The 18,589-nt window shown below is 72.5% G+C and carries 16 protein-coding genes; 13 read left to right on the top strand and 3 right to left on the bottom strand.

Features of this window, described 5'->3' with window-relative positions; all coding sequences use genetic code 11:
* Positions 1–16: 16 nt before the first annotated feature.
* Complete coding sequence (locus O3438_RS11190; protein WP_269679902.1) at positions 17–733, bottom strand: DUF998 domain-containing protein; 717 nt, start codon at positions 731–733, stop codon at positions 17–19.
* 155 nt (positions 734–888) lie between these two features.
* On the opposite strand from O3438_RS11190, the gene aspS reads away from it, so the two are divergent.
* From aspS to O3438_RS11170, 4 genes are all read left to right on the top strand, one after another.
* On the top strand, positions 889–2,712 hold the full coding sequence (gene aspS, locus O3438_RS11185) for an aspartate--tRNA ligase (RefSeq protein ID WP_269679901.1): 1,824 nt from the start codon (positions 889–891) through the stop codon (positions 2,710–2,712).
* Positions 2,713–2,817: 105 nt separating this feature from the next.
* Positions 2,818–3,630 carry a sugar nucleotide-binding protein gene (locus O3438_RS11180; protein ID WP_269679900.1) on the top strand — a complete coding sequence of 271 codons (813 nt, stop codon included), beginning with the start codon at positions 2,818–2,820 and terminating at the stop codon, positions 3,628–3,630.
* Positions 3,631–3,696: 66 nt separating this feature from the next.
* Positions 3,697–4,305 carry a winged helix-turn-helix domain-containing protein gene (locus O3438_RS11175; RefSeq protein WP_269679899.1) on the top strand — a complete coding sequence of 203 codons (609 nt, stop codon included), beginning with the start codon at positions 3,697–3,699 and terminating at the stop codon, positions 4,303–4,305.
* A 175-nt stretch (positions 4,306–4,480) separates the two neighbouring features.
* The gene (locus O3438_RS11170; RefSeq protein WP_269679898.1) at positions 4,481–5,764 is read left to right on the top strand and encodes an MFS transporter; all 1,284 of its coding nucleotides are present in this window, start codon (positions 4,481–4,483) and stop codon (positions 5,762–5,764) included.
* Between the two features lie 18 nt (positions 5,765–5,782).
* On the opposite strand, the gene O3438_RS11165 is transcribed toward O3438_RS11170, so the two are convergent.
* Positions 5,783–6,523, bottom strand: coding sequence for a GNAT family N-acetyltransferase (locus tag O3438_RS11165; RefSeq protein ID WP_269679897.1), 741 nt, complete (start codon positions 6,521–6,523; stop codon positions 5,783–5,785).
* A 129-nt stretch (positions 6,524–6,652) separates the two neighbouring features.
* Here O3438_RS11165 and O3438_RS11160 point away from each other — a divergent pair, with 129 nt between their 5' ends.
* From O3438_RS11160 to mltG, 8 genes are all read left to right on the top strand, one after another.
* Complete coding sequence (locus tag O3438_RS11160; RefSeq protein WP_269679896.1) at positions 6,653–6,865, top strand: hypothetical protein; 213 nt, start codon at positions 6,653–6,655, stop codon at positions 6,863–6,865.
* 74 nt (positions 6,866–6,939) lie between these two features.
* Entirely contained in the window at positions 6,940–8,478 is a 1,539-nt protein-coding gene (locus O3438_RS11155; RefSeq protein ID WP_269679895.1) for a replication-associated recombination protein A, read from the top strand.
* 2,333 nt (positions 8,479–10,811) lie between these two features.
* A complete protein-coding gene (locus O3438_RS11150; protein WP_442929721.1) occupies positions 10,812–11,561 on the top strand; it encodes a hypothetical protein in 750 nt (249 codons plus the stop codon).
* Between the two features lie 150 nt (positions 11,562–11,711).
* A complete protein-coding gene (locus O3438_RS11145; RefSeq protein WP_088990339.1) occupies positions 11,712–12,176 on the top strand; it encodes a DUF948 domain-containing protein in 465 nt (154 codons plus the stop codon).
* A 30-nt stretch (positions 12,177–12,206) separates the two neighbouring features.
* The gene (locus tag O3438_RS11140; RefSeq protein WP_269679894.1) at positions 12,207–12,512 is read left to right on the top strand and encodes a hypothetical protein; all 306 of its coding nucleotides are present in this window, start codon (positions 12,207–12,209) and stop codon (positions 12,510–12,512) included.
* Positions 12,509–15,187, top strand: coding sequence for an alanine--tRNA ligase (alaS, locus tag O3438_RS11135; RefSeq protein WP_269679893.1), 2,679 nt, complete (start codon positions 12,509–12,511; stop codon positions 15,185–15,187). The genes O3438_RS11140 and alaS overlap by 4 nt, the downstream gene beginning before the upstream one ends.
* Before the next feature lie 72 nt (positions 15,188–15,259).
* Positions 15,260–15,718: a Holliday junction resolvase RuvX gene (ruvX, locus tag O3438_RS11130; protein ID WP_145783805.1), complete on the top strand. Its 459-nt coding sequence runs from the start codon at positions 15,260–15,262 to the stop codon at positions 15,716–15,718.
* Complete coding sequence (gene mltG / locus O3438_RS11125; RefSeq protein ID WP_269679892.1) at positions 15,718–16,911, top strand: endolytic transglycosylase MltG; 1,194 nt, start codon at positions 15,718–15,720, stop codon at positions 16,909–16,911. Before ruvX ends, mltG begins: the two co-directional genes overlap by 1 nt.
* 109 nt (positions 16,912–17,020) lie before the next feature.
* Here mltG and O3438_RS11120 read toward each other — a convergent pair whose 3' ends face one another.
* Positions 17,021–17,452 (bottom strand): peptidoglycan-binding domain-containing protein, encoded by a 432-nt coding sequence (locus O3438_RS11120; RefSeq protein ID WP_269679891.1) that lies wholly within the window; start codon positions 17,450–17,452, stop codon positions 17,021–17,023.
* A 297-nt stretch (positions 17,453–17,749) separates the two neighbouring features.
* On the opposite strand from O3438_RS11120, the gene O3438_RS11115 reads away from it, so the two are divergent.
* Positions 17,750–18,565, top strand: coding sequence for a shikimate dehydrogenase (locus O3438_RS11115; RefSeq protein WP_442929719.1), 816 nt, complete (start codon positions 17,750–17,752; stop codon positions 18,563–18,565).
* The last annotated feature ends 24 nt before the right edge of the window (positions 18,566–18,589 follow it).

Below are 18,589 nucleotides of genomic sequence, written 5' to 3'. Positions count from 1 at the left end.
GTCTGTGCGGGGCGGCTCAGGCGAGCCGGTCCGGCCCGTCCGCCGGCCGCAGGGGGTCCGGGGGTACGACACCGGCGACCGGAGCCGTGCCGACAGGTGTCACGCCACCGGCGACCCAGGCCAGGTGCGCCCGCCGGGCGGAGAGGATCGCCAACAGGGGCCACAGGGAGACCGCCACCGCCGTCACCCGCTCCGCGAGCCCGGTGCGGGACCCGCTGGTCACCTCGAACGCGAACCAGCCGAAGAGCGCGAGAAGCACCACGGTGGCGCTCAGTCCCACGGCCCGGCGGAACGCCCACGGCGGTTCGGGTCGGTTCGGGTGCTCGGTGTCGTGCCCGCGCGGCAACCACAGCGCCGAGCCGGCCGGCCAGAGGGCCAGGGCCAGGACCGCCACTGTCGCCACGATGCCGTGGCTGAGCGAACCACCCACCGTGGGCCGGGGAAACGCGACCAGCGCGATGGTCGCCACCCCGCCGACGGCGAGCAGGAAACGACTGGGTAGCCCCGCCGCGTGCAGCACGGCGGCGACGGCCAGGTAGCAGCAGCCGAGCAGTACCAGGCAGGTGATCATGATCCAGGCGTCGGCGGCGTCGTGCCCGGCCAACTCGCTGATGGTGTCCCGGACGGGGTCGTAGCCGGCGGGTTGCCGCGCCTCCGCGACCGTCCAGCCGGTCACCAGCAACAGGGGTGCGGCGGCCGCCGTGGCGACGGCCCAGTTCGGTACGGCGCGCATTTCGCCACGTTAACCGGCGGGGCCGTCGGCCGAGCCGGGTTCGCCGGTCCGCCCCACCTGCGAATCGCGCCGGCCTGGCGGGTGCCCGGGAGGTGGGACGGCCACCCCTGACAGAATGCGGGTGAGGACTGTTCCACGATGAGGAGTTGCCAGCCGTGATCCGTACCCACAATGCCGGAAGCCTGCGCGCCGCGGACGCCGGCTCGACGGTGACGCTCGCCGGGTGGGTGGCCCGCCGGCGCGACCACGGCGGGGTCATCTTCGTCGACCTGCGCGACGGTTCCGGCGTCGTCCAGGTGGTGTTCCGCGAGGAGGACGCGCACGCGCTGCGCAACGAGTTCTGCGTGAAGGTCGTCGGCGAGGTGACCCGCCGGCCGGACGGCAACGAGAACCCGGAGCTGCCCACCGGCGAGGTCGAGGTGACCGCCGCCGAGTTGGAGGTGCTCTCCGAGGCGGCCCCCCTGCCGCTGCCGGTGGACGACCAGATCGAGGCCGGCGACGACATCCGGCTCCGGTACCGCTACCTGGACCTGCGCCGCAGCGGCCCGGCGAACGCGATGCGGCTGCGCTCGCGCGCCAGCCACCTCGCCCGGGGCGTCCTGCACGAGCGGGACTTTCTGGAGATCGAGACGCCGACGCTGACCCGCTCGACCCCCGAGGGCGCCCGCGACTTCCTGGTCCCGGTGCGTCTTCAGCCGGGCAGCTGGTACGCGCTGCCGCAGTCGCCGCAGCTGTTCAAGCAGCTGCTGATGGTCGGCGGCATGGAGCGGTACTACCAGATCGCCCGCTGCTACCGCGACGAGGACTTCCGGGCCGACCGGCAGCCCGAGTTCACCCAGCTCGACATCGAGATGTCGTTCGTCACCGAGGACGACGTGATCGACCTCGGCGAGGCGATCGTGTCCGCGCTCTGGAAGGACCTGGCCGGGCACGAGATCAGCCAGCCGATCCCGCGGATCACCTGGCACGACGCGATGGCCCGGTACGGCTCCGACAAGCCGGACCTGCGCTACGGCGTCGAGCTGACCGAGCTGACCGAGTATCTGCGCGGCACCGAGTTCCGGGTCTTCGCCGGGGCGATCGACGCGGGCGGCTACGTCGGCGCGGTCGTGATGCCGGGCGGCGCGGCGCAGAGCCGCAAGGAGCTGGACGGCTGGCAGGACTGGGCGAAGGCGCGTGGCGCCCGGGGCCTGGCGTACGTGGTGCTGGACGCCGAGACCGGCGAGGCGCGCGGGCCGGTGGCGAAGAACCTCTCGGCCGAGCACCTGGGCGGGCTCGCGGACGCGGTCGGCGCGAAGCCGGGCGACGCGGTCTTCTTCGCCGCCAGCGCCACCACCCGGGAGGCGCAGGAGCTGCTGGGCGCGGCCCGGGTCGAGATCGCGAAGCGGTCCGGCCTGATCGACGAGAGCGCCTGGGCGTTCTGCTGGGTGGTCGACGCGCCGATGTTCGAGCCGGCCTCCGACCAGGAGAACGGCCGGGCGGGCGGCTGGACGGCCGTGCACCACCCGTTCACCTCGCCGAACGCCGAGTGGGTCGACCGGTTCGAGGAGGCTCCGGACCGCGCCCTGGCGTACGCGTACGACATCGTCTGCAACGGCAACGAGATCGGCGGCGGGTCGATCCGTATCCACCGGGGTGACGTGCAGAAGCGGGTCTTCGACCTGCTCGGCATCACGCCCGAGGAGGCGCAGGACAAGTTCGGGTTCCTGTTGGAGGCGTTCAAGTACGGCGCCCCGCCGCACGGCGGCATCGCCTTCGGCTGGGACCGGGTGTGCATGCTGCTCGCCGGGGCCGACTCCATCCGTGAGGTCATCGCCTTCCCGAAGACCCGTGGTGGGTTCGACCCGCTGACCAGCGCTCCGACCCCGATCACCGCCCAGCAGCGCACCGAGGCCGGCATCGACGCGAAGCCCAAGCCGCCCGCCACCGCCCACACCGGCACCGCCGGCGGAGCAGCCCCGGTAGCCGACCCGGTCTGACTCGCCCTGCCCCGGCCCTTTGCTTGGTCGATCAAGAGGTTTGCGTCATCATCGCCCGGCGAGATGACGCAAACCTCTTGATCGTTGGCGGGGGAGTGGGTTCGGGTGCGAGTGCTTGTTGTCGGGGGCAGTGGCCTTCTGGGGCGTGCGGTCTGTTCGCGGGCCGTCGACGCCGGTCTGTCGGTCGTGGGGACGTTCCACTCCGGTCTGATCGGGGTGCCGGGGGTTGACGCACGGCGGCTGGACGTGACCGACCGGTCCGCCGTGCGCGCGCTGGTCGCCGAGGTGCGGCCGGACGCCGTGGTCGGGACCCCCTACCGGTACGGGGACTGGGTGGTCACCGCCGACGGGGCCGCGCACGTGGCGCTCGCCGCCGCCGAGGCCGGTGCCCGGCTGGTGCACGTGTCCAGCGACGCCCTGCACGCCGGCCGACCCTCGCCGTACGCCGACGACGAACCACCGACGCCGGTGCACGCGTACGGCGCCGCGAAGGCCGCGGCCGAGACCGCCGTGCGGGCGATCGACCCCGGCGCGGCACTGGTGCGTACCTCGCTGATCCTGGGGGAGGGCAGCAAACAGATCCAGCTCTGCCGGGACGCGCTCGCCGGCCGTGCGGTCCTGTTCTCCGATGAGCTGCGGTGCCCGATCGACGTCACCGACCTGGCCGACGCTGTGCTGGAACTGGTCGCCTCGTCGTACGCCGGGCTGCTCAACGTGGCCGGCCCGGACGCGGTGAGCCGGGCCGAGCTGGGTCTGCTGGTAGCCGAGCGGTACGGCCTGGACCCGGCCGGGCTGAAGACCACTACTGGGGCCGCCCTCGGACTGTCCCGACCCCTCGACGTACGCCTGGACTCCGCCCGAGCCACCGGCCTGCTGCGGACGCGTCTGCGCGGGGTGCGCGAACTTCTGGCAGCGTGAAATCTGATGCACACTTTCTCTGCACAGGAGTTGTGCATAGAAAGTGTGCAGAGATAGTGTGCACTCATGGCGAACGACGAAGCGACAGCGCGGCCGGCGCCGCGTGAGGTGCGGATCGACAAACGGCAGGTCCGGGTGCTGGCCCATCCGCTGCGGATGCGGCTGGTCGGGGCCCTGCGCGTGAAGGGCCCCGCCACCGCCACCACCCTGGCGGAACTGCTCGACACGAACACCGGCGCGACCAGTTACCACCTGCGCCAGCTCGCCGATGTCGGGCTGGTCGTCGAGGATCCCGACCGGGGCAGCGGCCGGCAGCGCTGGTGGCAGGCGGCACACGACGTCACCAACTGGGACGCGACCGACTTCGACGACGACCCCGACGCCCGGGCCGCGATCGAGTGGATCCAGGGGGACCAGGTGCGGCTGCTCGCCGAGACCGCCGACCGTTGGTTCGCCACCCAGCATGAGTGGTCGCCGGCCTGGCGGGACGCCTTCGGCATGAGCGACATCTTCATGACCATCCCCGCGGCCCGGCTTGAGGAGCTTCAGGCGGAGGTGTGGAAGGTGTTGGAGCGGTATCACCGCGAGGCCGACAACGCCGACCCCGTAGACCCGGAGGCCCGCCCGGTGCAGGTCTTCCTGGCCAGTTACCCGCTGAGCGAGGGCCTTCGGTGAGCGCGAGGAGTGAGCCGGGGTTGCGAGCCCCGCAGTCGCGAACGGGTGGTGGCTCGGTGAGCGCGAGGAGTGAGCCGGGGTTGCGAGCCCCGCAGTCGCGAACGGGTGGTGGCTCGGTGAGCGCGAGGAGTGAGCCGGGGTTGCGAGCCCCGCAGTCGCGAATTGAGGAGGCGCCGTGAGCACGCTGACCGTACGCCAGGTTCGGGGTCGTTACCTCACGCTCTACGGCCTGCGGTGGCTGCCCACGGGTCTGATGATCCCGGTGATGATCCTGCTGATGCACGAGCGCGGCCTGTCGTTGCCGCAGATCGGCCTGGTCAGCACCGCGCAGGGGTTGCTGGTGCTGGCGCTGGAGTTGCCCACGGGCGGGCTCGCCGACGCGCTCGGTCGCCGGCCGGTGCTGCTCGCGGCCGGGGTGCTCAACCTGGCGTCGCTGGCGTTGTTCGCGGTGGCCGACTCGTTCGTGCTGTTCTTCATCGTCTGGGCCCTGCAGGGCGTCTACCGGGCGTTGGACAGCGGCCCGCTGGAGTCCTGGTACGTCGATGCCACGTTGGCCGCCGACCCGGACGCGGAGTACGAGCGCGGTCTGGGGTACGCCGGCACCGTCATCGGCGGGGCCATCGCCGGGGGCGCGCTGGTCAGCGGCGGTCTGATCGCGCTGGGTCCGATCGGGCCGGTCAGCGCGCTGACGGTGCCCGTGCTCGCCGCCATTCTGGCGCAGGTGATCGCTCTGGTCGCGTTGGTGGTGCTGCTGGTCGAGGAGCGGCCGGCCACCGGGCTCGCGGCGCTGCGGTCCTCGGTGGTGCAGGCGCCCCGGATGATCGGCGAGGCGGTCGGGCTGCTGCGTCGCTCCCGGGTGCTGCTGGCCCTGGTGGCGGTGGAGCTGTTCTGGGGCTTCGGCATGGTCACCTTCGAGTCGTTGCTGCCGGTCCGGCTCGCCGAGGTGATCGGTGATCCGGAACGTGCCGCCGCGCTGCTCGGACCGGCGAACTCGGCCGCCTGGCTCGCCTCGGCGGCGGGCGCGGCGCTGACTCCGCTGCTGTTGCGCTGGCTGGGCGCCGCTCCGGGGGCCGCTCTGCTGCGCATCCTCCAGGGCGTGACGGTGGTCGGGATGGGTCTGTTCGCCGGGCCGGTCGGGGTGCTCGTGGCGTACCTGGCCTGCTACGCCGTGCACGGCGCGTCCAATCCGCTGCACAGTGGTCTGCTGCACCGGCAGGTCGACGGCCCGTACCGGACCAGCGTGCTGTCGCTGAACTCGATGATGGCGCAGCCGGCCGGTGCGCTCGGCGGGGTGGTCCTGACCGCTGTCGCCGCCGCGGCCAGCGTCAGCACCGCGATGGTGGTCGGCGCTGTGGTGTTGGCCGTCGCCGCGCCGCTCTACCTGCCCGCCTGGCTGGCCGGCCGTCGGGCCGCCCCGGCCGTGGAACCGACAGTGGAACCCGTGCCCGCCGACAGATGACGAGACGTCGCCGGCACCTCAGGCGAGGCGGATCGAGCTGAGCGGGAGGGTGAAGGTGTAGCCGAGTCGACGGTAGAGCCGGGCCGCTCCGACGTTGTGCGTGTAGACGCCGAGCCCGACGGTGTCATGGCGTGCCAGCAGCGCCCGGGTCATGCCCGCGGTCAGGGACGCGCCCAGGCCGCGTCCTCGCTGGTCGGGGGCGACGGTCAGGCCGGCGACGAAGCCGATGTCGCCCTGGCTGCGGTCGGCGCCGCACGCCACCAGGCGGTCGCCGGCGCGGATGCCGTACCAGTCGACCACCCTCGGGTCGCCGGGGCGGGAGGTGCTGCTGGGAAACGCCTCGTCGACCAGTGCCGTGAGTGCGGGAAGGTCGGCGTCGGTGAGGCGTACCACCGGCTGCTCGTTCGGCTGGACCGCCGGTGCCGTGGTCGTCCAGTGGAAGTCCCAGTCACTGTGGTCGGCCACCGCGAGCCGTCCGGTCAGCAGACCGCGATCGTGGCGGGGTAGGTGCAGTCGCTGTCCCGGGCGCAGCATCCCGTCGGCAGCGAGCGCGACACAGATCTCCAGCGCCGGTTCGGCCGGGCCGATCGCGCAGCCGGCCGGTCCGTGCTCGGGCGGAACCATCCACAGCACGGCGCCGTCGCGCTGGTACGCGGCCGTCGGCGTGGCCCGCCCGAGCGCGTGCCGGGCGAACGGGTGGTGGCCGACAGCGTCCAGGACGGCGTTCCGGTTCGTCAGCACCTGGTCGTCGTTGATCATGGACTCAGCCTAGGAGTCGAGGGCGGAGCGCCCGCGCCGGGTTGCCCCGATCCACCATGGAGATTGGCGAGCCGACCGATTGGGTACATCACGCGCCGACCTACTGGGAACCCCCACCGGAGGACCGACATGCTCGCCATTCTCGCGGCCATCGTCTTTGGCTTCGCGCTGCTGATCGACCTGCTCGACACGAACTTCGGAGCACCCGACCTGTTCAACTGGAACACCCTCATGCTCATCGGATTGCTCCTGCTCTCGCTCTACCTCGGCGGTGTGGGCAGCGGTCCGCGCGGCGGTGGCGGCGGCCGCTGGTACCGGGGTCGGCGCCCCGGTCGTGGCTGACCGGAACCGATCACCGGTGGCGGGCCCCCGGCGCGATTCCGGCGTCGTGGGCCCGGCCCGGTACTGTCTTCGTGATGGAGTCCGACGCCCTCTTCTCCCTCGGTGAACCCGCCGGGTCGCGCAGCGCGCCCGACGGTCCCGCCGGTGTCGACGGCTTCACCGCGGTGGCCGACGACTCACCGCTGCCCGTCCGCATGCGCCCCACGAGCCTCGACGAGCTGATCGGGCAGGATCACCTGCTCGCCCCGGGGGCCCCGCTACGGCAGTTGGTCTCCGGCGGCGCCCCGATGTCGGTGATCCTCTGGGGCCCGCCCGGTAGCGGCAAGACCACCATCGCGCATCTGGTGGCCGGAGCTACCGACCGCCGCTTCGTCGCCATGTCGGCGCTCTCCGCCGGCGTGAAGGACGTGCGGGCGGTGATCGAGACGGCGCGCCGCCAGCGCCGCTCGGGCGGCCCGCAGACCGTGCTCTTCATCGACGAGGTGCACCGGTTCAGCAAGACCCAACAGGATTCGCTGCTCGCCGCCGTCGAGGACCGTACTGTCACGTTGCTGGCGGCCACCACCGAGAACCCGTACTTCTCGGTCATCTCACCGCTGTTGTCGCGGTGCGTGCTGCTCACCCTGCAACCGCTTGACGACGAGGCGGTGCGGGGCCTGCTGCGACGCGCGGTCGTCGACAAGCGCGGCCTCGACGCGGCGCTCACACTGACCACCGAGGCCGAGGACCACCTGGTCCGGCTCGCCTCCGGTGACGTCCGCAAGGCACTCACCGCGCTGGAGGCGGCGGCGGCCTCCGCCACGGCGCTCGGCACCGGCCGGATCGACCTGGCCACCGCCGAGCAGGCGGTCGACGTGGCCGCGGTGCGTTACGACCGCGACGGCGACGCCCACTACGACGTCGTCAGCGCCTTCATCAAGAGCATGCGCGGATCGGACGTGGACGCCGCCGTGCACTGGTTGGCGCGCATGCTGGTCGCCGGTGAGGACGCCCGGTTCATCGCCCGCCGCCTGGTCATCTTCGCCAGCGAGGACGTGGGGATGGCCGATCCGGGGGCCCTGAGCGTCGCCACCGCTGCCGCGCACGCGGTCGAGTACGTCGGGCTTCCCGAGGCACAGCTCAACCTGGCCCAGGCGGTGATCCACCTGGCCACCGCCCCCAAGTCGAACTCGGCCACCACCGCCATCGGGGCCGCGATCGCCGACGTCCGGGCCGGTCGTGGCGGCTCCGTGCCACGCGGGTTGCGCGACGCGCACTACGCCGGAGCCCGGGGGTTGGGTCACGGGACCGGTTACCGCTACCCGCACGACGACCAGCGCGGCGTGGTCACCCAGCAGTACGTCCCGGACGACCTGGTGGGCACCGACTACTACCAGCCCAGTCCGCACGGGGCGGAACGGGCGGTGGCCAGCCGGCTACCCGTGCTGCGCCGCATCGTGCGTGGTCTGCCGGCCCCGGCCGCCCGCCCGGACACCCCGGCAGTCGAGCCACCCGTAACGGCGCAGACCGCGTCGGCGCTTGCCGGCGAGAGTGGTCGCCCGGCGACGGGCGCGGGCGCCACCGGCACTATGCAGGACAGCGGCACCGACGCCGCAGGAGAGGGTCAACAGTGAGATCGCGTGGTGGGGACCGCCCGGACGAGGGCGCGGACGAGCGGCGCGATCCCCGCGCCAAGGCGCGTCGCTGGGGTCGAGGTCGGGCGGCGGAGTCCGAGCCGGAGGAGCCCGTCGCCGGCGAGGAATTCGGCTGGATCGACGACCTGCGCTCGGCCAAGCAGCAACGCACCGAACTGGGCCCGGACGGTGCCCCGGCAGAGCCGACCCGCCCCGCCGGGGGTGCGCCGGCCGGGCCGCAGCGGGGTGCGCCGGGTGGTCCGCGCGCAGGCGTACCGGCGCCGCCGGAGGCTCCGGGGCCGCCCGTGCAGCGGCAGAGCGATCCGGACGGCACCGGCCCTCGTCGGCCGACCGACGGCCCCTGGCCGGGGGAGGCGCCGCCGGTGGCCCGCCGCCCGGACGAGCGGCCCTCCGCTGCCGGCCCCGGTGCCCCTGGCCAGCCGGCGCGTCGCGGTGTGCAACCGGTCCCCGGGGCCCGCGCCGCCGTACCGCCGTCACCACCCACGGCCCGTCCGGTCGGCGGCGACCCGGCCGGCCCGCCGGGCCCTCACCCGAGCACGGACACGCCCGGCGGTCCCGTCCGTGCCCGCTCCGCGGCGGCTCCCTCCGGACCACCCGCGGGCCCTCCGAGCTCCGGTGCCCCGACGGGGCGCCGCCCCGAAGCCGCCGTGCCGACCGGTCGTCGCCCGGATCCCGACGCCTCCGGTGGACAGCCGGACGCCGTGCCTCCGCTGCGCCGCCCGGAGGCCGCCCCGCCGGGCCGTCGGCCGGGCCCGGAGCCCGTCGAGCCCGGCCGCGCCCGCCCGACGGCCGACGGCGCGCCCGCCGGTCGCCGGCCTGCCGGACCCTCGCCCGATCCGGCCCGGGCGGCCGGGCCGTCCGCTTCCGGCGCGGCTCGGTTCGACGGCGCGCCCACGGGCGCCGTCCCCCAGGCCGCCGACGGCCCGCGCCCCGACCCCGCCATCGAGCACGACCCACGCACCGCCCGGCGCCGGCCCGGCCCGGTCGACCCCGGCGCACCGGAGCCCACCGGCCGCCGTGCCGCCGAGCCCGCCCGCCCCGCCGGCGGCGGCCGTCGCCGTGCCGCCGAACCCGACGAGCCGGTGGTGCCCCGTTCGGGTAACGCCCCACCGGTGCCCGCGGCGTCCGGCGGCCACAGCGGCGCGACGCCCACCGTCGTCCCGGCTGACGGCGCCGGTCGCCGTCGGGCCGCCCCCGACGAACCGGAGCGGCGTACGCCAACCGGCGGCGAACCCCGGGTGGACCGCCCGGAAAGGCCCGCCGACTGGCTGCGCCAGGCCGGTCGCCTGCCGCACACCGACCCGGGTCTGCCCGTCGTCAACCGCCGGGGGGCCACCCCGCCACCGCCGGGTCGGCGCGCCACGCCACCTGCCGACACGGGAGACATTGTCGACCACGCGGCCGGTCGACTCGGCGTACCGGACCCGGCCGCGGAGCGCCCCGCCGCCCGCCGGCCGGCCCGCCGGCCCGCCGGCCCGCCGGCGGACCCGGGAGCGGAGGCGACGACAGGTCGTCGTGCCGTCCGGCCGGACGCGTCAGGTTCCACCGGCGAGCAGGCTCTGCCCTATCCGCCGTCTCCCGGCGACCGACCCGGCCGGGGTCGAGGCGCTGCGGCGCCCCCGCCGGATCCGACCGGTCGACGTGGTCGTGCGGCGGCGGGGCCCGGTCCGGACGGGACGCCAGCTGCCGATCCGACCGGTCGGCGACGTCGTCCGGCGGCCGAGTCCGGCCCCGACGGCTCGGCTGGTCCGGGTCGACCCGGGTCCCGCGGCGACGAACCGTACGTCGCGGGACGCCCCGCGCCCGGCGGCGGTCCCGCCGCACCGGCTCGTGGCGCTGCCCGCTCCGCCCCACCCGGACGGGTCCGGCCCGGCCCGGGGGACACCCCCGCGCCGGGCGTCGGCCGAGGCGGCACCGACGGCCCACCCCGCCCCGGTGCGGAGGCTCGCGGCGCCGCCCGTCCGGAGGGTCCGGCTCGTGCCGCGGTGCCCCCCGGTGTGGACGGCCCACCGGGTGCGCGTCCCGAAGGCGCCGCCCGTGTCGCGGTGCCCCCGGGTACGGACGGCCCGCCACGTGCGCGTCCGGACGGCCCGGCTCGGGCCGCCGTCCGCCCACCGGGCGCCGCGCAGCCACCCCTCGTCGACGAACGAGCGGGCGTTCCGCCGATCGCCCGGCCCGCGCCCTCCGACCGTGCCGCCGGACGTGCCCTGCCCCCGAACCGGGAGCCTGGCCGCGCCGAACCGAGCGGCGTCGCCCCGGTGCCGCCGCCCGGCCGCCCCGGCGATCCCGTCGGGGTGGCGCGGGCCGCCGCCGTGGTGCCGACCCCGTCCGGGCCGGCGGAACGGCCCGTACCGGAGCAGTCCGGCGGTCCCGCACTTCGTCCCGCCGACTCGCCCGGAGACGCCGACCCGGCGGGTGCCCGCTCCGAGGCGCATCGGGAGTCGCGTGAACGGCGGCGTCTGCGTGCGGCGGTGCTGGTGCTGGTCAGCGTCGTACTGCTCGGCGCGGTGCCGCTCTTCTTCGGCCTCCGGACGTTGAGCCGTGATCCGGTCTTCGACAACCTGGACCAGCTCGACGTGCCGGGTTGGGCGGCGGCCAAGACCGTCGACGACGTCAGCGGCAGCCGCTGGTGTCTGCTCGACTGCCGGCTGCGGGAACGCACCGTCACCTCCGAGAAGGCACCGGCGGAGACGGCACAGGCCTACGAGAAGGCGTTGCGGCAGGACGGTTGGCAGCCGTGGAAGGTGAGCCGCTGCCCGGAGCAGGAGACGAAGGGCAGCTACACCTGCTGGCGGCGCGACGAGTTGACGCTCGACCTGTGGGTACGCGAGCCGACCTGTGTGCCGCCGCCGGTCGACGGCGAGCCGGCCGTGCCGTCCACCGACCCGTCGGCCGCTGCGACCGAGTGCACCGGCTCGTTGGTGTCGGTGAAGGTCCGTAACGCGATCGACGACGAGCGAACCAGGCCACAGCCGACCACCGACCCGTCACTGACCGGAGAGGATCCGTACCCGACGGTCAGCGGCGATCCGCTGGGTGAGCTGACACCCTCACCGTCGTGAGCCGGGCTCCATCACGGACGGTAGGGTCTGGGGCTGGCGGGCACGCCCGCCACCGGTGACCGCCGACGACGTGGCGGCCGGTACGGGTGCCATCGTTGTGCGTTCCTGGGACGTCGGGTCCTGCGGAACTTCTGCTTGAGGAGGACAGGCGTGAGCGAACTTGGAGCGATCGCGGCGCTGATCGCGGCATCCGCGTTCGCGGTGCTGGTGCTCATCCTGACGCTGCCCATCCTGCGGCTGCGGCACACGGTTGACGCCACCACCCGGATGATCAACGACCTCAACGATCGGACCGCGCCGCTGCTCGGCGACGTGAACACGACGGTGAAGAACGTCAACACTGCGCTGGAGCAGGTGCAGACCTCGCTCGACGGCGTGAACCTCCAGCTGGCGAAGGTCGACACGATGACCAGCCACGCGCAGAACGTCACCGCCAACGTCGCCAACCTGGCCACCGTCGTCTCCGCCGCGGCCGCCAACCCCCTGGTCAAGGTGGCCGCGTTCGGCTACGGCGTGCGGAAGGCCGCCGCCGGCCGCCGGCATGCCGAGACCGAGCGCGAGGTCCGCGACACCATCAAGCAGCAGCGACGGGCCGCGCGACGCGGCAACAGCTGACCGGCCCGGCGCACCAGGAGGTAGCGGGACATGAGGCGCTTGTTCTGGCTCGGCATCGGGGTGGCCGTCGGTGTGATCGTGGTCCGCAAGGCGACCCGGACCGCGCAGGCGTACACACCGGCCGGAATTGCCAGCTCCCTGACGGAATCCGCTGGCGGCCTGGTCGAGTCGCTGCGTAACTTCGTGGAGGACGTCCGGGTCGGGATGGCCGAACGCGAGCAGGAGATCCACTACGCGTTCGCCCACGGCGAGGCGTTCGATGACAAGTTCGCCGACCTGCGGGAAGACCCGCGAATCGGCGATCGAGAAATCTTTCCGGAGGAACACCAGCGATGAAGACGGCGGAAATCAAGCGGCGGTACCTCGCGCATTTCGAGGCGAATGGCCACGCTGTGGTGCCGTCCGCTCCGCTGCCCGCCATCAGCGACCCGAATCTGTTGTTCGTCAACGCCGGCATGGTGCAGTTCGTGCCGTATTTCCTGGGTCAGCAGACGCCCGCGTACCAGCGGGCGGTCAGCGTGCAGAAGTGCATCCGCACCCCGGACATCGACGAGGTCGGCAAGACCAGTCGGCACGGCACGTTCTTCCAGATGAACGGCAACTTCTCCTTCGGTGACTACTTCAAGGCCGGGGCGATTCCGCTGGCGTGGGAGTTGTCCACGAAGCCGATCTCCGAGGGTGGTTACGGGCTGGATCCGGAGCGGATCTGGCCGACGATCTACCTGGACGACGACGAGGCGTTCGAGATCTGGCGGTCGGTCGGGGTGCCGGCGAAGCGGATCGTGCGTCGGGGCAAGGCGGACAACTTCTGGTCGATGGGCATTCCCGGGCCGTGTGGTCCGTCGTCGGAGCTGTTCTACGACCGGGGTCCGGAGTACGGCCGTGAGGGTGGCCCGGCGGTCGACGAGGACCGGTACATGGAGTACTGGAACCTCGTGTTCATGCAGTTCGAGCGGGGTCCGGGCACGACCAAGGAGGACTACCCGATCCTGGGTGACCTGCCGGCGAAGAACATCGACACGGGCATGGGCCTGGAGCGGATGGCCTCGATCCTGCAGGGTGTCGACAACCTGTACGAGATCGACGAGGTCCGTCCGATCCTGGCCCGGGCGGCGGAGCTGACCGGCAAGCGGTACGGCGCGCACTCGGGGCATGTGGCGAGTGAGTCGCACCCGGACGACGTGCGGTTGCGGGTGATCGCGGACCACGTGCGCACGGCGTTGATGCTGATCGGCGACGGGGTGACCCCGTCGAACGAGGGCCGTGGGTACGTGCTGCGGCGGATCATGCGACGGGCGATCCGGTCGATCCGGTTGCTCGGTTGGCAGGACCGGGCGCTGCCCGAGTTGCTGCCGGTGGCGCGCGACTGCATGGCCCCGTCGTACCCGGAGCTGGCGACCGACTTCGACCGGATCGCGGACTACGCGTACGCGGAGGAGGAGGCGTTCCTGTCCACCCTGCGGGCGGGCACGACGATCCTGGACACCGCGATCGCGGAGACCCGCACGGCGGGTGGCAGCTCGCTGTCCGGGGCGAAGGCGTTCCAGTTGCACGACACGTACGGCTTCCCGATCGACCTGACCCTGGAGATCGCCGCGGAGCAGGGCCTCACCGTCGACGACGAGGGTTTCCGCCGGCTGATGGCCGATCAGCGCACCCGGGCGAAGGCTGACGCGCAGGCCCGCAAGACCGGCCACGTCGACCTGTCGGCGTACCGGTCGGTGCTCGACGCGGGTGGCCCGGTGACGTTCACCGGCTACAGCGAGGTGTCCCGCGAGTCCACGGTGCGGGCGCTGCTCGGCGCGGACGGCCCGCGTCAGGCGGCCACCGAGGGTGACACCATCGAGCTGGTCCTCGACACGACCCCGTTCTACGCCGAGGGCGGTGGACAGCAGCCCGACCAGGGCATGATCACCGTTGGCGGCGGGCAGGTCGAGGTGCTCGACGTCCAGCAGCCGGTGCCCGGCCTGATCGTGCACCGCGCCCGGGTGATCCGGGGTGAGGTGCGTGCCGGCGAGGCCGGTTTCGCCGAGATCGACACGACGCGGCGTCGGGCGATCTCCCGGTCGCACACCGCCACCCACCTGGTGCACCAGACCATGCGGAACTTCCTCGGCGAGTCGGCCACGCAGGCGGGGTCGCTGAACGCGCCCGGCCGGCTCCGGTTCGACTTCAACACCCCGACCGGGGTGTCGCCGAGCGTCCTGCGCGATGTGGAGCAGCAGGTCAACGAGGTGCTGCTGGCAGACCTGGAGGTGCACGCCTTCATCACCTCGCTGGACGAGGCGCGGCGGATCGGCGCGATGGCGCTCTTCGGCGAGAAGTACGGCGAGGAGGTCCGGGTCGTCGAGGTGGGTGACTACGCCCGGGAGTTGTGCGGCGGCACGCACGTGGCCCGTTCGGCGCAGCTCGGCCTCGTGAAGATCCTCTCCGAGTCGTCGATCGGTTCCGGTGTCCGCCGGGTCGAGGCGCTGGTCGGCATGGACGCCTTCGGCTTCCTGGCCAAGGAGCACCTGCTGGTGTCCCGGCTGGCCGAGCTGTACCGGGTGCCCAACGACCAGGTCGCCGACCGGGTGGAGCAGACCGTCACACAGTTGCGGGACGCGGAGAAGGAGCTGGAGAAGCTGCGCGCCCAGTTGGTGCTGGGCGGGGCGGCGGCGCTCGCCGCGCAGGCCAAGGACGTGCGCGGGGTCGCGTACGTGGGCACCGAGGCGCCCGAGGGTGCGGCCGGCAACGACGTGCGAACCCTGGCCCAGGAGATCCGCGGCAAGATCGACCCTGCGCGGCCGGCGGTCGTCGCGGTGGCGGCCCGGTCGAACGGCAAGGCGTCCCTGGTGGTGGCGGTCAACGCCGCCGCCCGTGGTCGGGGCCTGGCGGCGTCGGATCTGGTGAAGGCGGCGTTCTCCGGGCGCGGTGGCGGCAGCCCCGACCTCGCCCAGGGCGGCGGTCTACCGGCGGGCGAGGCGCCGAACCTGCTGCTCACCGTCGAGAAGGCGATTACTGAGGCGTGATGAGCGATCACTCTCGGTCAGGGCGGGCCATTTGGCCCGCCCTGGTTCGTAGCCACCCGGCGGTGACCGTCGGTGGCTGAATTGACGCGCGGTGTGCGACTGGGTGTCGACGTCGGTCAGGTGCGGGTGGGCGTCTCCCGTTCGGATCCGGACGGGATCCTGGCAACGCCGCTGGTCACGCTCGCCCGTGACCTCACCGCGGCGCCGGACGCGGTCCCGAGCGACCTCGCCGAGTTGGCCGCGTTGGTGGCCGAACATGAGGCCGTCGCGGTTGTCGTCGGCCTTCCGGTCAATCTCGCGGGTAAACACGGCCCGGCGGCTGTCCACGTGAAGGCGTACGCTGACCGACTGGTCGATGTGATAGCGCCCGTCCCGGTAACGCTCACTGACGAGAGGATGTCGACAGTGGTCGCCTCTCGTAGGCTTGCCGAGCGTGGCGTCCGAGGTAAGCGTCAACGTGCGGTTGTCGACCAGGCGGCCGCGGTGGAGATTCTGCAGAGCTGGCTGGACGCGCAGCGGAGGCGGACGTAATGATCGACGATCTGGACCTTGGGTTCGACGAGCCGGAGCGGGGGGAGAAGGGCCGGCACCGGCGCGGCTTCCGCAAGCGCAACGGCAAGTCCGGTGGCGGCCGGGGCAAGACATTCCTGGCGTTGTTGATGGCCCTGGTCCTGTTGGGCGGCATCGGCGGTGTCGCGTTCTACGGCTTCGACCGGATCCAGAACTACTTCGTCACCCCCGACTACGACGGCGCCGGGGCGGGTGAGATCACCGTCGAGATCAAGAACGGGGCGCTGCTCGCCGACATGGCGGACGCCCTCGTCGCGGCCGACGTGGTGAAGAGCCAGAAGGCGTTCATCGAGGCGGCCGAGGCCAACTCGCGCTCCAAGAACATCCAGCCGGGCACGTACAAGCTGCGTAAGCAGATGAGCGGTGCGAACGCCGTGACCGCGATGCTCGACCTGAAGAACAAGATCGTCAACGGCCTCACCATCCCCGAGGGCCGCACCGCCAAGAACATCTACAAGCTGCTCTCCGACAAGACCAAGATTCCGGTCAAGGAGTTCGAGGCCGCCGCGAAGGACCCGGAGGCGCTCGGCGTCCCGGACTGGTGGTTCAAGCGCGATGACGGCAAGAAGATCGTCAAGTCCGTCGAGGGCTTCCTCTACCCGGACACGTACGAGATCCCGCCGAAGGCCACCGCGGAGAGCATCCTCAAGCTGATGGTGGACAACTTCCTCTCGGTGAGCGGTGAGATGAAGTTCGCCGACCGGGTGCAGAAGGAACGCAAGGTCAGCCCATATGAGGCGCTGATCGTGGCGTCGCTGGCGCAGGCCGAGGCGGGCAACAAGGACGACCTCGGCAAGGTCGCCCGGGTGGCCTACAACCGGGCGTACGGCGAGTTCCCGTGCAACTGCCTGGAGATGGACGTCACCGTCAACTACTACCTGGAGTCGATCGGCAAGCCGACCAAGTCGTCCAAGCAGATGACGGCGGCCGAGCTGGACGACCCGAAGAACCCGTACAACCGCAAGTTGCGCGGCATGATCCCCACCCCGATCAACAACCCGGGGAAGCAGGCACTGGAAGGGGCGATGGCCACGCCGACGGGTAAGTGGCTCTACTTCGTGGCGATCGACAAGGAGGGCCACTCCGAGTTCGCCGAGACGTACGAGCAGCATCAGCGTAACGAGGCGAAGGCCCGGGAGGCCGGCATCATCTGACCGGCCCGGTCGACCTGCAAAAGGCTCCCCTCCCGCTGACCAGAATTGTGGTCGTGTCGGGAAGGGAGCCTTTTGGCGTGTGCGCGGCGACGCGGTTACGGCGCCATTGTCAGTGACTCGTGCCCGTCCAGGAACCGGTGCGCGGGTTCAGGAAAGTCCACACGCCATTGCTGTTCTGCTTACGCAGCCCGAACGTGCGGTTGTAGCCGTAGTAGAAGTAACCGGTCTGCGTGCTGGTGTCGAAACCGGTGTTCCGGTTGACCGCTCCGTACGCCTCGCCCCAGGTCTGCGGGCCGACCGAACCGTCGATGCCGATGTTCATGACGTCCTGCCAGGTCCGGGTCTTGGCGGCGGTGTTGGAGCCGAACTCCCCGTCGATGAAGCTGGTGCCGACGCTGCCGCTCAGGTCGTCGGCCCAGATGATGGCCTGCCAGAGCCGGACGATGTTGCCGGTGCGCACGCAGGAGCTGGAATTGCACAACTGGTGGTTGTCGGACCAGCTGCCCGCCGCCGGGTCCGCCTTGGCGGGCGCGCCGATCATCAGCGAGAGGCTGAAGACCGCGGCAATTGCGATAAGGGCGCGCAGAATGCGTTTGTTCAAGGTTCCCCCCATTTTCAGATCGCTCGTACCGTCGCGGGAATGCTTTCACTCCCATCGATGACCGTCAAGCGATGCTCCGGCCCGCGAGCGTCGTCCGCAGCCGTGGTTCTCTGGTGGCCTGGCCTGCGTGCTGGGTACTGTCGATCCGAGTCTCCCGGGAGGGCGCGAAGTGATGCGGAACACGGCAGCAGGAGCCTTGGGTGGTGCGGGGTGATCGAGGTGACCCGCAGGGCCGCTGTGCTGGGCAAGCCCATCGCGCACTCCCTCTCGCCGGTGATCCACACCGCCGGTTACGCCGCCGCGGGGCTGACCGGGTGGTCGTACACCCGGATCGAGTGCGCGGCGGCGGAGCTGCCGGATCTGGTCGCCGGCCTGGGCCCGGAGTGGGCCGGGTTGTCGGTGACGATGCCGGGCAAGGAGGCGGCACTCGCCGTGGCCGCGCAGGCCTCGCCGGTCGCCGCCGCCGTCGGCGCGGCCAACACGTTGGTACGCCGCCCGGACGGTTCCTGGTACGCCGACAACACCGACGTCGCCGGCATGGTGCGGGTGCTGACCACGGCCGGGGTGGCCTCGGGTGCCGCGGTGACGGTGCTCGGCGCGGGCGGGACGGCCCGCGCCGCGCTGGCCGCCGCCGTGCGGCTGGGCTGCCCCGCGGTGACGGTGGTCGCCCGCCGACCCGAGGCGATCGACGAGCTGCGGCCGGTAGCCGACGCTCTGGGTGTCGTGCTGACCGCCGCCGGCTGGGCCGACGCGCAGCGCCACCTCTCCGCCGCCGACCTGGCGGTCTCCACGGTGCCGAAGGGTGTCGCCGACCCGCTGGCCGACGCGGTGGCGTGGCGGCCGGGGACGGTGCTCTTCGACGCGATCTACGACCCGTGGCCCACGCCGTTGGCCGCCTCCGCCGCTGCGGCCGGCCTGCGGCTGGTGTCCGGATTGGACCTTCTGCTGGCGCAGGCGATCGGCCAGTTCGAGCAGTTCACCGGCGTGAGCGCCCCGGTCGAGGCGATGCGCGGGGCGCTGGCGGAGGCGACCTCAGCCGACTTTCTTAGCTGACGGTTAAGACGCGCTTACGGAAAA

This window comes from Micromonospora sp. WMMC250 (genome assembly GCF_027460215.1).
Lineage (GTDB): Bacteria > Actinomycetota > Actinomycetes > Mycobacteriales > Micromonosporaceae > Micromonospora > Micromonospora taraxaci.
This window is presented reverse-complemented; position numbering and strand designations above follow the sequence as displayed.

Excerpts from the sequence above, each read along its gene's own strand:
- O3438_RS11190 (WP_269679902.1), bottom strand. The coding sequence starts at position 733 with ATGCGCGCCGTACCGAACTGGGCCGTCGCCACGGCGGCCGCCGCACCC.
- O3438_RS11175 (WP_269679899.1), top strand. The coding sequence starts at position 3,697 with ATGGCGAACGACGAAGCGACAGCGCGGCCGGCGCCGCGTGAGGTGCGG.
- O3438_RS11165 (WP_269679897.1), bottom strand. The coding sequence starts at position 6,523 with ATGATCAACGACGACCAGGTGCTGACGAACCGGAACGCCGTCCTGGAC.
- O3438_RS11160 (WP_269679896.1), top strand. The coding sequence starts at position 6,653 with ATGCTCGCCATTCTCGCGGCCATCGTCTTTGGCTTCGCGCTGCTGATC.
- O3438_RS11155 (WP_269679895.1), top strand. The coding sequence starts at position 6,940 with ATGGAGTCCGACGCCCTCTTCTCCCTCGGTGAACCCGCCGGGTCGCGC.
- O3438_RS11140 (WP_269679894.1), top strand. The coding sequence starts at position 12,207 with ATGAGGCGCTTGTTCTGGCTCGGCATCGGGGTGGCCGTCGGTGTGATC.
- alaS (WP_269679893.1), top strand. The coding sequence starts at position 12,509 with ATGAAGACGGCGGAAATCAAGCGGCGGTACCTCGCGCATTTCGAGGCG.
- mltG (WP_269679892.1), top strand. The coding sequence starts at position 15,718 with ATGATCGACGATCTGGACCTTGGGTTCGACGAGCCGGAGCGGGGGGAG.
- O3438_RS11120 (WP_269679891.1), bottom strand. The coding sequence starts at position 17,452 with ATGATCGGCGCGCCCGCCAAGGCGGACCCGGCGGCGGGCAGCTGGTCC.